Annotated in this window: 12 protein-coding genes; 8 read left to right on the top strand and 4 right to left on the bottom strand. The window is 70.7% G+C overall.

All coding sequences use genetic code 11. The features are described from left to right. Window positions 1-3: 3 nt before the first annotated feature. Complete coding sequence (locus tag AB4880_RS17190) at window positions 4-756, top strand: gamma-glutamyl-gamma-aminobutyrate hydrolase family protein (RefSeq protein WP_367920448.1); 753 nt, start codon at window positions 4-6, stop codon at window positions 754-756. A 57-nt stretch (window positions 757-813) separates the two neighbouring features. Here AB4880_RS17190 and AB4880_RS17185 read toward each other — a convergent pair whose 3' ends face one another. Then, entirely contained in the window at window positions 814-2,265 is a 1,452-nt protein-coding gene (locus tag AB4880_RS17185) for an APC family permease (RefSeq protein ID WP_367920447.1), read from the bottom strand. Between the two features lie 179 nt (window positions 2,266-2,444). Then, window positions 2,445-3,176 (bottom strand): FadR/GntR family transcriptional regulator, encoded by a 732-nt coding sequence (locus tag AB4880_RS17180; protein ID WP_367920446.1) that lies wholly within the window; start codon window positions 3,174-3,176, stop codon window positions 2,445-2,447. Between the two features lie 208 nt (window positions 3,177-3,384). Between AB4880_RS17180 and AB4880_RS17175 the strand changes: the two genes are divergently transcribed. Further along, entirely contained in the window at window positions 3,385-4,797 is a 1,413-nt protein-coding gene (locus AB4880_RS17175) for a glutamine synthetase family protein (RefSeq protein WP_367920445.1), read from the top strand. Between the two features lie 44 nt (window positions 4,798-4,841). Next, window positions 4,842-5,816 carry a hypothetical protein gene (locus AB4880_RS17170; protein ID WP_367920444.1) on the top strand — a complete coding sequence of 325 codons (975 nt, stop codon included), beginning with the start codon at window positions 4,842-4,844 and terminating at the stop codon, window positions 5,814-5,816. On the opposite strand, the gene AB4880_RS17165 is transcribed toward AB4880_RS17170, so the two are convergent. Continuing rightward, window positions 5,803-6,513 (bottom strand): helix-turn-helix transcriptional regulator, encoded by a 711-nt coding sequence (locus AB4880_RS17165; RefSeq protein WP_367920443.1) that lies wholly within the window; start codon window positions 6,511-6,513, stop codon window positions 5,803-5,805. The genes AB4880_RS17170 and AB4880_RS17165 overlap by 14 nt on opposite strands. Before the next feature lie 187 nt (window positions 6,514-6,700). Here AB4880_RS17165 and AB4880_RS17160 point away from each other — a divergent pair, with 187 nt between their 5' ends. The 5 genes from AB4880_RS17160 to AB4880_RS17140 are packed head-to-tail and all read left to right on the top strand — an operon-like array spanning window position 6,701 to window position 13,507. After that, on the top strand, window positions 6,701-7,453 hold the full coding sequence (locus AB4880_RS17160) for an SDR family NAD(P)-dependent oxidoreductase (protein ID WP_367920442.1): 753 nt from the start codon (window positions 6,701-6,703) through the stop codon (window positions 7,451-7,453). 25 nt (window positions 7,454-7,478) lie between these two features. Continuing rightward, complete coding sequence (locus AB4880_RS17155; protein WP_367920441.1) at window positions 7,479-9,686, top strand: N,N-dimethylformamidase beta subunit family domain-containing protein; 2,208 nt, start codon at window positions 7,479-7,481, stop codon at window positions 9,684-9,686. A gap of 1 nt (window position 9,687) precedes the next feature. Beyond that, window positions 9,688-11,220, top strand: a complete 1,533-nt coding sequence (locus AB4880_RS17150; RefSeq protein ID WP_367920440.1) for a sugar ABC transporter ATP-binding protein — start codon at window positions 9,688-9,690, stop codon at window positions 11,218-11,220. After that, window positions 11,217-12,239, top strand: a complete 1,023-nt coding sequence (locus AB4880_RS17145) for an ABC transporter permease (protein ID WP_367920439.1) — start codon at window positions 11,217-11,219, stop codon at window positions 12,237-12,239. The genes AB4880_RS17150 and AB4880_RS17145 overlap by 4 nt, the downstream gene beginning before the upstream one ends. Before the next feature lie 41 nt (window positions 12,240-12,280). Beyond that, window positions 12,281-13,507 carry a sugar ABC transporter substrate-binding protein gene (locus AB4880_RS17140; RefSeq protein WP_367920438.1) on the top strand — a complete coding sequence of 409 codons (1,227 nt, stop codon included), beginning with the start codon at window positions 12,281-12,283 and terminating at the stop codon, window positions 13,505-13,507. Window positions 13,508-13,792: 285 nt separating this feature from the next. On the opposite strand, the gene AB4880_RS17135 is transcribed toward AB4880_RS17140, so the two are convergent. Beyond that, window positions 13,793-14,287 carry a DUF6998 domain-containing protein gene (locus tag AB4880_RS17135; protein ID WP_367920437.1) on the bottom strand — a complete coding sequence of 165 codons (495 nt, stop codon included), beginning with the start codon at window positions 14,285-14,287 and terminating at the stop codon, window positions 13,793-13,795. Window positions 14,288-14,729: the final 442 nt, after the last annotated feature.

The raw sequence follows: 14,729 nt of genomic DNA, 5'->3' as shown, positions 1-14,729 counted from the left end.
CTCGTGAGCGCCTACCTCGATCGCCCTGTCGTGGGCATCACCTACTCGTCGCAGGACTTGGAGGGATTCGGCCTGTGGCGCCATCTCTTCCACGGCTTCATCGCTGCGGGGGCCACTCCTGTCGGCATCGACTGCGCGGTGGAGCAGCCCCGCATCGGCGGCCTGGTCGAGCGCCTCGACGGGCTCGTCGTCAGCGGTGGGGGCGACGTCGATCCCGCTCTCTATGGCGGGGCCACCGATGACGCCGTCCTCCGCGGCGTGAACCCGCTGCGCGACGCCAGCGAGCGCGTGGCGTTGGACGTCGCGCTCGAGCGCGACCTGCCGGTGCTGGCCATCTGTCGCGGACTGCAGTTCGTCAACGTCGTGCTCGGAGGGACGCTGTACGCCGACCTCGCCCGGGACCGGCCCGGCGTCATCGGCCATCGTGCCGGCGAGGAGGTGCTCGACCGGCCGTGCCACGACGTGCGGGTGACCGACGGCTCGCTGCTCTCCGTCTGGATGGGCGGCGCGGGCACGGTCGCGGTCAACAGCGAGCACCACCAGGGCATCCGTGACCTCGCTCCCGTGCTGCGTCCCGTCGCGGTGGCGCCCGACGGCCTCGTGGAGGCAGCCGAGATGGCGGACCGGCGGCTGGTCGGTGTCCAGTGGCATCCGGAGATCCTGTGGCCGAACGAGCCGACCTCGCTCGGCCTGCTGACCGGCTTCGTGGCCGCGTGCCGGGTGCCGGCCGCTGACGCGGTGTCCGCCCCGCGCTGACCGGGCACGTGAACGGGGCCGGATCGCCACGGCGATCCGGCCCCTTCGCATGCCCGCTCAGTTCTCGAGGATTCCGGCGTAGCGCTCCGGTGAGCTCGCTCGGGCCATGGCGGCCGTGCCGGCGCCGATCGCGAACGCGACGGCCAGTCCGATGCAGACCCAGACGGCGGCGGTCCGTCCGCCGACGAGGAGGTCCAGGTTGTCGAGCACCATGTACACGACGAACGAGAGTGCGGCGAACGCCAAGATGGGCGCCACCACCGAGTTCCAGACGGGGTCCGCCCCCTTGCCGCGCTGGTGGAACGCGACCACGGCCACGCTGGTCAGCAGCATGAGCAGCAGGATCCCGAGCGTCGCGGCGCCGGAGAGCCAGGTGTAGATCTCGACGATCGGGTCGAGCCCTGCGGCGGTCAGCGCGGCGAGGATCGTCGCGGTCAGGACGGTGACCACCACCGAGGACCGCGAGGGTGCCCGGTGCTTCGGGTGCACCTCGCCCAGCGGTGCGGGCAGGACCCGACCGTTGGCGAGGTTGAACTGGTAGCGCGACACGACGTTGTGGAACGACAGGCAGCAGGCGAAGACGCTGGTGACGAGCAGCAGGATGACGGCGTCCTCGACCACGCTGCCCGCGTAGCGCCCGGCCAGGCCCTGCATGACGGTCGCGGGATCGGCGCCGGCGACGGTGGCTGCCTGGCTGGCGCCGAGGCCGTTCGCCATCGCGAAGGACGTGAAGGCGTAGAGGCTGCCGATGATGGCGACGGCGACATAGGTCGCGCGAGGGATGGTGCGCTCGGGGTCCTTCGCCTCACTGCGGAACACGGCGGTCGCCTCGAAGCCGACGAAGGCGAAGAAGGCGAACATGAGACCGAGGCCGGGAGCTCCGTCGAACAGGTGGCCGGGGTTGAGCGGCTCGGCCGAGAGGCCGTGGTCTCCTCCGTGCACCAGTACGGCGAGGTCGACGACGAGCACGACGCAACCCTCGAGCACGAGGGCGACGCCGAGCACCTTGGCGCTGACCTCGATGTCGCGGTAGCCGAGCAGCGCGATGAGGGCGAGGAAGCCGAACGAGCACACCCACCACGTCACGTCGAGGCCGAGGTACTGCTCGAGCGCGGCCGACGCGGAGACTCCGAGCAGGGCGTAGAGCGCGATCAGCAGGATCACGTACGACGCGAGCGCGAGCGACGCCGTCCCGGCTCCGGCGACCTTGCCCAGGCCGGCCTGGACGTAGGAGTAGAAGGCGCCGGCGTTGCGCACGTGGCGGCTCATCAGGGTGAAGCCGACGGCGAACACGGAGAGCACCACCGCCGCGCCGATGAAGTAGAGCGGCGCCGTCGGGTTGCCGCTGAGGGCGAAGACGAGGGGGATCACCGCACAGGCGGCGCCGAGCGGCGCGACCGCGGCGACGACCATGAAGACGATGGAGCCGACGCCGAGGCCGCGATGGAGCAGCGCGGCCTTGTCGGCCGACGGGTCGACCGTGGCCTGGGGTTCTCTCGTTGCGGACATGTCGCTGTTCTCCTCCGTGCGGAGTCGGGTGGATGGTCGCTTCCGGGCCGCCCGGGCGGCTCGCTGCCGAGAAGTGAGCACGCGACGGTCTCGGGGGGAGGGGCTCCGCCGGGGACGGGGAGGTCCGGATACCATCTATTGCTCTATTGGTTCGATCTTCGAGCCTTTTGTGATCTGTGTCAAGTGCGTTCGAGCCATGAGTCCAGGGTGCGCCTCGTGGCGTCGATGTGCTCGGCCATCAGGCTCGCCGCGGCCGCGGCATCGCCCTCGCGGACCGCGTGCAGGATGTCGGCGTGCAGGTCGTTGGCGTTGGCCTCGAGGTGCCGGAAGACCGAGCCGACCGGTCGCCACATCGCCTGGCGGGCGAGCTCGACCTGCTCGACCAGGTGCTCGTTGCGCGAGCAGCGCGCCAGTCCGAGGTGGAACTCGTTGTCCAGGGCCTGGAACTCGCGAACCAGCGTCGTGCTCGGATGCCGGCGCTCCTCGCGGATCACTCGTTGCATGCGGCCGAGGAGGTGCTCGAGAATCGCGAGCTCGTCGTCGGTCCGGCGCTGGGTGGCGAGTGCGACGGCGCCCGTCTCGATGACGAGCCGCAGGTCGAACAGGTCACGGAGGGCTCGGCGGTTCGCGTGGATCTCCCGCTGCGTGGCGGCGGCGTCGTGGTCGGGCTCCAGCACGGTGAAGCCGCCGCCCCGGCCGCGCCGTACCGAGAGTCGTCCCTCGCTCTCGAGTACGGCGGCGGCCGAGCGCACCGTCGTCCGTGAGACCTGGAGGATCTCGGCGAGCTCGCGCTCGGACGGCAGCCGGTCGCCCGGCCGGAACTGGCCCTGGTTGAGGGACCGGCGGAGCTGGTCGACGACGAGCTCGTGGGCCGCGATCTGGCGAACCGGCCCCAGATGCGAGTGGGTCATCGGCGCCTCCGGCTCTCGGGGCCCCGCCCGGGAGGAAGCCCTCGGGGCTGCGGGCGAGTGAGGACATATTAGGACTAATGAGTGATCCAGTCATCCTTTTTTAGGGGAACTTACGGTCGCTCGTTGACAGTCTTCGCCGGGCGACCTACCGTTTAGGTCTACTTGCTGGACCAAACAGGCGAGTCCGAACTCTGTTGAGGAGACCCTCATGACCCTTACGTCCCCGTCGTTCGCCGGCCCGGTCGCCGTCCCCGGGCTGGACGGCATGAGCTACGGACCGATGTCGCTCGACCAGCTCCGTGCCGAGGCGAGCGCCGGCCTGGTCGACGGAATCATGCTGATCACTCCCGACAACAGCGGGCGCTGCCTCGCCGAGCGGGTGCCCCTGCAGCGCTTCCTCGCCGACTACGACGAGCTGGGTGCCTTCAAGGTGCCGCTCATGCTGTGGGGCATCGACATCGAGCAGGTCGTCCGCCCTGGGCTCGACCACATCGGCGGCATGGGCGCCGGCGTCCCGGATGTCCCGCTGGTCCCCGACATGACGACCATTCGCCGGGTCCCGTGGCTGCCGGGCACGCCGATCGTGATCTGCGACCCCTATCGCCCCGACGGCACGCCTCTCGCCTTCGCGCCCCGGCAGATCCTCAAGCGCCAGCTCGCCCGTCTGGAGGCGCTCGGCGTCACGATGCAGGCCGCGACCGAGCTCGAGTTCTACCTCTTCGACGAGTCCTACGAAGACGCCTGGAAGGCCGATCACAAGGGTCTCACCGCCGCGAGCCGCTACCACGCGGCGTACGACGCGGTCGCGGCCATCAAGGCGGAGCCCTTCGTCAACGAGGTCATCCGGCAGATGGATCTCGCCGGGGTCGAGACGGAGGGCTACGCCCACGAGTACGGCTTCGGCCAGCAGGAGATCAACCTCCGTCACGCCGAGGCGCTCGAGATGGCCGACCGCCACTTCCTCTACAAGTTCGGCGTCAAGAGCATCGCCGCGCGGATGGGCGTCTCGGCGACCTTCATGGCGAAGTGGGCGATCGACGGTGACGGGAGCTCGTGTCACATCCACACCAGTCTGTGGGATGTCACCGGTACGACGGCCATGGGTGACCAGCGGGCGTTCGACGGCTACGTGGCCGGCGTCGCGCAGGGCATGGCCGGCGCGACCCTGATGTACGCACCGACCCTCAACTCCTACCGGCGCTTCCAGGCGCACTCGTTCGCGCCCACGGTGATCGCGGTCGGTGACGACAACCGCACCTGTTCCCTGCGGCTCGTCGGCGACGGGCCGACGCGTCGGGTCGAGAACCGGGTGCCGGGCGCCGACGTGAACCCCTATGTCGCGCTCGGTGCGATGGCGGCGTCCGGCGCCAACGGGATCGAGGCCGACCTGGCCATGCCGGAGCCGGTGTCGGGCAACATGTACGAACGCGACGACCTGCCCACGCTGGCCACCTCGCTGCCCGAGGCGATCGCGCAGTTCGCCGCGAGCGAGGGACTGCGCGCCGGGCTGGGTGCTGAGGTCCATCAGCACCTCCTGGACGTCGGTCGCGACGAGGAGCTGGCGTTCCGGACCGAGACGGTCACGGACTGGGAGAAGCGCCGGTTCTTCGAGCGCGCCTGATGTCGGATCCCGCGACGCGGCACAGTGACCTGCTGGGCCATGACGTGCGAACCGACCCCTGGCCGGGCCAGGGGCGGTCGTCGTACGTCCTCGCTCACGCGGCGCTGTGCGAGGGCCGCGCCGACGACGCCGTGGCCCTCGCACGGATGACCGTGCAGGAGGCGCAGGAGGCCTACGACCTCTATGCGCTGTGGCTGGTGCGACTCCCCGATCTTCTCGCCGGGCGTGGCGTCGCGGACGAGGATCTCCTTGGGGCGCGGGCGGAGAGCGCCCGCGTCGCCGCGGCGCTCGACCGGGGCTGGCGCGACTACGGGATCTTGATCGACCGGTTCGTGGCGGTCGTGTCGGCGTCGTCGGCCGATGGCGCCGCCGACCTGCTCGACCAGGCCAGGTCGACCTGGCTCGCCGCCCACGATCCGGCCACGGATCAGCTGGCCGGCCTGCTGGCCCTGGCCGCGCGACGGCTGGGCGAGGCGGCGGTCGGCTCGCTCTGGGACGACCTCCTCGGCCATTACTACGCGGCGATCGCCGATACGTACGACCCCGCGACGCGTCCGTGGGATCGCTCCTTGGAGCGCCTCGGACTGGACATCTTCGAGGCCGTCCGTGGTCACCTGACCGGACCCCGGCGCGACGGCTCCTTCGAGGTCCGCGAGGAGTCGGACCGGTGGGTGCTGGAGTTCGCGCCCTGCGGCTCCGGCGGTCGCACCTACCCGAGCGAGGCCGCCACCGAGCGCGATGCCCGCGAGTTCACCCAGGGGGAGCACGACTGGGCCTGGCGCACGCGGGGCGTCTGCCTCTACTGCGTGCACTGCTGCCAGCTGCAGCAGCGCGCGCCCATCGAGCGGCTCGGCTTTCCGCTGCGGGTGATCGAGCCTCCCGTGCGCGCCTCCGAGGGCGCGCCGGGCCGCGACCGTTGTCGCTGGTCGCTCTACAAGGATCCTGCGCTGGTGCCCGCGCATGCCTACAGCGATGTGGGTGCCGTGCCGCCGGTGGACGCGCCGCTCAGCCGTCCCTGAAGCCGGGGGAGCGGAGTCCGTAGCGCTCTGCCCAGACCGCGGCCTGGGTGCGGTTCGTGGCGCCCAGCCGGCGCAGGATCTGCTCGATGTGGGTCGTCACGGTGCGCGGGGCGATCACGAGGTCCGCGGCGATCTCGGCGTTGGACATGCCGTCACGCACTCGGCACAGGATCTCGGTCTGCCGCGAGCTCAGCCGCGCCAGCTGGAAGCGCGTCATCGTGTCGACCCATTCGGTCAGGACCGGCCGGGAGCGTTCGACGAGGTTGAGCGTGTCGGGATCCATCCGGTCGCGACGCGTGCTGACGTGCAGCATGCCGACGGTTCGGCGGTCCGGTCCGGCCAGCGCCACCGAGACGCCGTTGTGGAAGCCGGCCGGCTGGTAGACCGCCTGCGCCTGGTAGGACTCGCGGAAGTCGGGAATGTCCTCCCAGGAGTGGATCGTGCCCGGGTTGCCGAGGATCCGCTGCACGCCCGGCGTGTGCCGGGTGTAGCGCCTGCTGGCGTGGTGCTCGAAGGTGCTGGGGTCGTAGTCCACATTCAGGACCGCGATGTGAGCGCCGTCCTCGGGAGAGATGCCCATCAGTCCGACCGCGTGGGCGCCGGTCTGTCGTACCAGGGTCTCCGCGAGCAGCCGGCAGCGTGCCGTCGCCCGCACGTCGACGGCGACCGTCAGCGAGTCCTGCCAGGAGTGATCCACGTCACTCAGACTATAGGACTAATGTTTCGACCGTTAGTCCTTCGCTGGACGAATCTTCCCCGGTGCGGACCTCCAAGCGTCGAGCTACGTACTTCGGCCGATGCCGCAGGCCCCCTCCGGCTACCTACGCTCGCCGACCACGGAGCCCGGGGCGAAACGGGCCCCGCGACGACAGGAGGACACCGCTGTGCGAACGATAGATCTCGACGGGAAGCGCGCGATCGTGGTCGGAGGAGCGACCGGCATCGGTCGGGCCAGCGCCTACGCGCTGGCGGAGGCGGGCGCCGAGGTGGTGACGCTCTCGCGCCGCGCCGAAGCTCCGGCCTTCACCGGCTCGCGTGAGGTGGCCGACCGGATCTCGCATCGGGCGCTCGACGTCGCGCGGCGCGAGGACGTCGTCCGCGTCCTGCAGGAGATCGGCGACGACGGGGGCATCGACGTCGCCGTCCTCAGCGCCGCCGTGATCGAGCCGGCTGCCGTCGAGACCTGCGACGACGACCTGTGGCGACGGCACATGGACGTGAACGTCGACGGCATCTTCACCTGCGCCCGGTCCTCGATCCGCCAGATGACCGAGCGTGGCGGCGGCAAGGTGGTCGTCATCGGCTCCGTGTCCGGCATGGTCGGCAATCCCGGGTTCGCCGCCTACTGCGCGTCGAAGGGGCTGTGGGTCAACCTCGTCCGGCAGATGGCGCTCGACTGTGCGCCACGCGGGATCAACGTCAACTCGGTGCTGCCGGGCTTCACCAGCACCGAGCTCGCCGACCTCTACGACGACCAGACCAAGGCGACGATCGCCGCCGCGGTACCGGTACGGCGATGGGCGACGCCGCAGGAGATCGCCGACGCGGTGCTCTTCCTCGCCTCGCCCATGGCCGACTACGTGCACGGCGTGAACCTGCCCGTCGACGGCGGCTACCTCGCCGCCGGCCCGATCTGATCCACCGATCCGAGGAGCCCCCGTCATGAGGACCCCTTCCGTCCGTGCCTACACCGACCGACTTTCCTACGAGCGCGGTGACGTCGTCGGCGTGCACGTCCACGCCGACGGCCCGGTCGACGTCCGCCTGGTGCGGCTGTTGAGCTCGTCCGCGGCCGACACCACGCTCGACCGTGCCGTGGACTGGGCCGCTGCGGGCAGATACGACGCATCGTCCGGACCCACCTGCGTCGGGTCCTTCCTGCAGGGCGCTCCCGGCGCGGCGGGCCGCGCGGACGCGGGCGCCGTCACGCTCGGGGCCTTCGCCTGGTCGGGCGACGTCGCGGCCCATCGCGTGCAGACCCTGATCGCGCTCGAGGACGGGCTGGCGCTGCAGCTCCTCGACGGCGAGCCGGTCCTGGTCGACGGCGAGCGCCGCGTGGCGTCGGCCGGCCAGCGGCTCGCGGACCATCAGTGGCACCTCGTCGTCGGCTTCGTCGACGGTGCCGCGGCCGGGGTCGCCGTCATCCCGGTCGACCCGCTGCGCGGCGTGGCCGCGCACACCCGCGTGCCGGATGGCGGACGGCGGGTCGACCTGACCGGCACCGTCACCGCTGCCGCCCGGGCCGGCCGCGCGGTCGAGGCCCTCGACGAGGGGACCTGCGGCTTGGCCGACGAGCATTTCACCGGCAAGCTGGAGCGCCCGTTCGTGTGTGCCGCGGTGCTGTCGGAAGCCGAGCTCGCCGCCGTCGCCGACGGACGGCTGGATGTGACCGAGCTCGAGCTGGTGACCGGCTGGGATCTCGCGTTCCGGCACGGTGAGCAGCCCGCTGCCGCCCGACCGCTGGCCGCCGGGCAGCCCGCCGGCTGCCTGGTCAACGGACCGGCCCGCGCGGTCACGGGTCGGACCTTCACCGGACGCTCCCTCGACTTCACCGTGGTCCCGGACCAGTACGCCGCGGCCCACTTCCACGCCACCGATCTGGTGGACGCCCGCTGGGCCGCAGCGCTCAGCGCCCCGCTGCCGGAGGACCTGCCGAGTGGCGTCTACGGCGTGGTCGTCTCGAACGACGACGGGGAGGACGTCGTACCGATCACGGTGGTGCCGAAGGACGACGATGCGCGGAACCGCGTGCTGGTCGTGCTGCCGACCTTCACCTACCTGGCCTACGCCAACGAGGCGCTCTTCAACGGTCTCGACTCGTCGGCCATGACGGACCAGGAGATCGTCGTCGCCGACGAGGACCTCGCCCACGTCGGCGACGCGTCGTACGGCCTGTCGATGTACGACCACCACCCGGACGGCAGCGGCGTGATGCTCTCCGCGGCTCGTCGGCAGATCGTGAACATGCGCCGCGGCTACCGGATGTGGATCGTCGACGCGGGGCGCGCCTTCTCGTCGGACATGTACCTCATCGAGTGGCTCGCCCGGCGCGGCATCGAGGTCGACGTCGTCACCGATCACGAGGTGCACCGCAGAGGTGCGGAGTACCTGAAGCCCTATGCCGCGGTCGTCTCGGGCTCGCACCCGGAGTACACGTCGGAGGAGATGCTCGACGCCCTGACCGCCTACCGTGACGGCGGCGGCGGGCTGCTCTACCTCGGGGGGAACGGCTGGTACTGGGTCACCGGCGTGGTGTCGGACGCTCCGCTGGTCGTGGAGATCCGGCGGGGTCAGGCCGGCGTGCGCTGCTGGGAGTCGATGCCGGGCGAGGTCACGCTGATGTCGACCGGACTGCCGGGTGGCCTGTGGCGCCATCGCGGCCGAGCGCCGCAGGAGCTGGCGGGCGTGGGGTTCGCCGCGCAGGGGTGGGGACGCTCGGAGCCCTACTACCCGTCCGAGGCGGCCGCGGACCCGGCGTACGCCTGGATCATGGACGGTGTCGACGAGGACCCGATCGGCGCGTACGGCGCGGTGATGGGCGGCGCGGCCGGCGACGAGATCGATCGGGCGGACGTCGCCCTGGGCACGCCGCGCGACGCCGTCGTGCTGGCGTCGTCCCGGGGTCATTCGAACTTCTACCAGCGGGTGGTGGAGGAGGTCGCCATGAACCTGCCCGACCACGGTGGCGGCGAGCAGGACCCGGAGGTGCACGCCGACATCGTCTACTTCCGCACCCCCGGCGGCGGCGAGGTCTTCTCGACCGGCTCGATCGCGTGGTCGGGATCGCTGCTGCACGACGAGGGACGCAACGGAGTCTCCCGGATGACCGAGAACGTGATCCGCGCCTTCGTCGCCCGGCGCGAGGCGTGACGTGGACGCCGTGCGGGCGCAGCACGCGATCGGCTCGCCGTTGCTGGTGGCGTCCGGCATCAGCAAGCGCTACGGCGCGAACGTCGCGCTTGCCGCGACGGACTTCTCCGTCGCCACGGGCGAGGCCGTCGCGGTGCTCGGCGAGAACGGCGCCGGCAAGTCGACGCTGGCCAAGATCCTGACCGGCGCGATCCGAGCCGACGGCGGAACGGTCGCGATGGCCGGTCGGCGCGTTGCTCTCGGCTCACCACGGGACGCGCTGCAGCGGGGGATCGCTCTGATCCCGCAGGAGCTCGCCTACGTCCCTCAGCTCACCGTCGCCGAGAACATCATGCTCAACCGGCTTCCCGGCCGGCACGGGCTGACCTCCCGACGTGCCGTCGAAGCGGCCGCGGCAGCCCTGATGGAGCGGCTCGGCCTGTGGGTCGAGCCGACCGTCCCGATGGTGCGGCTCGGGGTCTCCGACCAGCAGATCGTCGAGATCGTCAAGGCCCTCGGCCGCGACTCGCGGCTGCTGATCCTCGATGAGCCGACGGCGGCGCTCACCGAGGACGAGGCCCAGCATCTCTACGGGATCCTCGATGCACAGCGCGCCCAGGGGATCGGGATCGTCGTCGTGTCGCACCACCTCGAGCAGATCATGCGCTTCGTCGACCGGGTCGACGTCTTCCGGGACGGCGCCCGTGTGCTCTCCGTGGCGCCATCGAACACGAACCCGGCCGCGCTGATCGCGCACATGCTCGGGTCTCGGCCCGAGCCGGCGGGCGCGGCGCGCGCCGTGTCCGCGGCGGGACGGCCGATCCTCCAGGTGTCCCACTGGTCGGCGCCCGGCCGGCCGGGGCTCACGGACGTCGACGTCCGGGTGTGTCGGGGCGAGGTGGTGGGCGTCTACGGCATCCGCGGCTCGGGCGCCGCACTGCTCGCGGAGGGACTCGGTGGCCGACGCCGCGACGTACGGGGGACGGTCGGCATCGACGGCCGGACCCGCGCGGTCATGACCTCGCCGCGGGCGGCGATCCGCGCCGGGATCTCGTACGTGCCCGCGGACCGCAAGCGCGACGGGCTGGTCCTGAGCCAGTCGATCCGGAGCTCGGCGGCGATGCTCGTCCTGCGGCGGATCGCGCGCTGGGGTGTGCTGCGCGCCGAGGCGGAGAATGCGGTCGCCCGGTCGTACGCCGGCCGGTTCCGGCTCCGCCACGCGTCGCTCGGCCAACCGGTCGGCCAGCTCTCCGGCGGCAACCAGCAGAAGGTCCTGCTCACCAGCAGGCTCGCCGCCGACCCGCGCGTACTGGTCGCGCACGAGCCGACCCGTGGCGTCGACGTCGGCGCTCGCCGGGAGATCCACGACGCCCTGCGCGCCGTATCCGACGCGGGCACGGCCGTCCTGGTCATCACCTCGGACGTCGAGGAGGTCGTCGACGTCAGCGACCGCGTGCTCGTGATTCGCAACGGCCGCATCGTCGCCGAGCTCGTCGGCGCCGCCATCACCCAGGACAACGCCGTGCACCACGCGGCCGCAGAGGAGCAGACGTGACCATCGAGACCCAGGACCCCGCGCCCACCGCCACGCCGGCGCCGACCGGAGGCCCGCGCGGCGTGCGACCGATGACGTTGCGCGCCGGCGCCGTACAGTCGCTCGGCATCGCCGGATTCCTGCTGGCGCTCGTCGCCGTCTTCTCGGCGTCGACACCCCGCTTCCTGACCGGGGACAACCTGGTCGGGATCCTGACCAGCGTCGCGTTCATCGGCGTCGTGGCGCTCGGGCAGACGCTCGTCATCATCGCGGGCGGGTTCGACCTCTCGGTCGCCGGCGTGGCGCCCTTGGCGGCGGTCATCTACGCCCAGCAGGTCAACGACGGCCGGCCGGTCGCCCTGGCGGTCGTCGTCGCCCTGGCCGCGGGCGGGGCGGTGGGCGTCGTCAACGGCGTGATCGTCACGCGCGGCGGCATCAACCCGCTGATCACGACGCTGGGCATGCTGTCGATCTCCGGTGGGGTGGCGTTCACGCTGGTCGGCGGGCAGAGCGTGCCGATCGAGGACCTCGGCGCCGGGTTCATGGCCGAGACCGACCTGGCGTGGGTGCCCAACCAGGTATGGCTGTTCGCTGTGGCCGCCGTGGTGCTTGCCTTCGTGCTCCGCTTCACCGTCTACGGGCGCTCGCTCTACGCGCTGGGTGGAAACCGGGAGGCGGCGCGGCTCGCCGGCATGCGGGTCGACGCGCTGGCGGGCAGCACGTACGTCGTCAGCGGCGCCTGCGCGGCGCTCGGCGGCGTCATCCTGGCCAGCCAGCTGCTCGCGGGCGACGGGAATCTCGGCAAGGACGCGGCGCTGCTCTCGGTCGCGGCCGTCGTTCTCGGCGGCGGCTCGCTGCTCGGTGGCGCCGGGGGAGCGCTGGGCACCGCGGCCGGCGTACTCGTGCTCGGGACGTTGGCCAACGGCCTGACCCTCCTGCACGTCTCGAGCTTCTACCAGCAGATCGCCACCGGGCTGGTGCTGCTGATCGCGGTCGGCTTCAGCCGGCTGCGGGGCGTGATCGACCGGTCCGCCCGATGACCTCCGCCGGCACGGTGCCGCGGATCAACCCTGGAGGAAGCATGGAACTGAGCATCGACAGCTCTCGCCGGCCGCGGCGATGGCTGCTGACATCGGTCGCGATGGTGGTCGCCCTCGTCCTCGCCGGCTGCGGCACCGCCGAGGGAGGCGACAAGGGATCGGGCGACGGACCGCTGGCCGGCACGACGATGGCCTACACCAACGCCACCGATGCCGCCCCTCTGTACGTCACCATGCGCGACGGCGTGAAGGCGGCGGCACGCCGTACGGGCGTCGATCTCGAGACGTACGACAACAAGCTCGATGCGGCGACCGTCTCGCAGAACGCGACCCTCATCGGACAGGCCAAGCCCGACTTCGTGCTCTCCTACAACCCGGTCGAAGGGGTGTACACCTCCATCGAGCGGATCTACCAGCGTGCCGGCATCCCCTGCATCGCGGTCAACACGCCGGGCAAGGGCTATTGCAAGTGGTTCAACCTCAGCAACCCGCAGCTGTGCACCGACACCGCGAAGGCGGTCGGCACCGTCGCCAAGGAGCGCGGCTGGACGGGGGACGACACCACGGTGCTGCTGGTCAACGCAGCGAGCTTCGGCGAGCAGATCAACAACTGCAACGCCTACTTCTACCGCGAGATCGCGAAATGGATCCCGGGACTGCAGCAGATCGATGACGTCGGCGACCTGACCACCACCACGGCGACGTTGGGTGACTCGATGGTCCAGGTCGACGGCCAGGCGCAGCGCGCTCCGTCGTACGACGCGGTCCGGCGCGCACTCTCGGGCATCCCCGCCGACCGCAACCTCGTCGTCTACTCCGTCGCCGACGACTCCACTCTCGGCGCCTGGCAGGCCGTCGAGCAGTCCGGCCGCGCGAAGACGAGCCTCACGGCCGGCCTCGGTGGCTCGCCCGAGGCGCTCGCGCAGCTGCGTGACAACCCGGGCTGGGTCGCGCAGGGCGACATGTTCATCGGCCACTGGGGCCAGTACCTGATGGCGATGGCGGCGGCCGTGAACTCGGGGGCGGACCTGCCGTTCCAGACCCTCGCCCCCGAAGCGGTGCTCACCAAGGACTTCGCGGTGAAGGACTCGATCGTCGCCCCGGTGACCGACTACTACCGCGACGGCGAGCACGACGCCTACCAGCTCCCGCCCCTCGTTCCTGTCGCCGACGGCGAGACCGTCTTCGGCACCAAGACCGTCGGGAACGGCTATCTCGCCGATACCGGCGTGCTGCAGATGTTCGGCAACGTCAAGGGGCTGGAGTAGGGCGGGAGCGTCGCGGGGACGAGAAGGCCGGGGATCTGGATCCTTGGCCTTCTCGTCTTCACCAATGGTGGTGGCTCCGCGCCGCCCGAGGGCGATGCGGTCTGCCGAGGTTTCTTGGCGGTCGCCCAAACCTCGCGTGACGGAAGAGGCGCCCGCCGAGGCGGTCGCGGCGCTTCAACGCTCGTCTCGAGCTGTTCGGCGCGGTCGCGCGCGACGCGTTCGCCGTGCGTCGTCAGTCCCACAAACGCGGCGGTAAGACGCGGGATTCGCGTCCAGGAACCTGACTTAGTCGAGGTGATCCAGCGCGGCCCGAAGCTTCTGTGTGACGTCCACGGTCCCGTCGAGCGTGAGGAAAGGCGTCCTCGTGTGTACCCGTGCGGCGGTCGCACCGACGTGCGGCACTGCTGCAGCGACCCCTTGAATGGAGGCGCTAGGCACCTCCAATGCCCGGAGAACGCCATATGAGAAGGCGTCGAAAGTTACGAACACGCAGGCGTCGAAGTCCCAACTTCGGAAGGGCGAGTACTGCTGAGTGCCCTTGGCGTCTGCGACTACGAGCCGGCTCTTGACCTGGATCTTGCGACCGTCGCCTGCTCGGACGTCCCAACTCTTCTCGGAGGGTGGGGCGAGCTCGCCCTCGTATGCGATCCGCACCAGGTACTCAGCGATGTCGCCCACGGGTGCGTTCCGAGATCGAGTGACGCCGCGATCAGTGAGTTCCGTGAGGATGCGGGCGTACGTCTGCAGGAGAGCGCGTGGGCTCATTTCGGCGAGGTCCATGAATCTGAGTCTGCCCGCGTCGCTCGCCACGCACATGCATTGGACTTGGTGCGCCGCATGCGGCGGAAGGACGCGCACCTGGGTCGACCGTCGATGGCGACAAGTAGACTTGGGCACAGACCTCGTTGGTTGAGGTGCGCCAGTGCTGGAGGGTGCAACCCCCTCCAGTTCGTAGCGGGCGTGCTAGCAGTCGTACTGCTCTCAGCGGTTCGTCTTCTATCAGAGCGTCCATGGCGCTCTAGGAAGGAGAAGCCGATGTGAAGCGCCCCAGGTTTGATGCCGCATCCTTTTGAGTCCGAGAGGATGGCAGCATGCCGAAGAAGATCGATCCCGCGGTCAAGGAGCGGTGCGTGCGGCAAGTGCTGGAGCACTTGCCGGAGTACCCGTCGCTGACCGCGGCCGCCGAGTCCGTCGCTCGTCGCGAGGGTCTTGGCAAGGAGAC

This window comes from Nocardioides ginsengisoli (assembly GCF_039537225.1).
Taxonomy (GTDB): Bacteria; Actinomycetota; Actinomycetes; order Propionibacteriales; family Nocardioidaceae; genus Nocardioides; species Nocardioides ginsengisoli.
The sequence above is the reverse complement of the archived record's forward strand: the minus strand, read 5'-3'. Positions and strand labels throughout refer to the sequence as shown.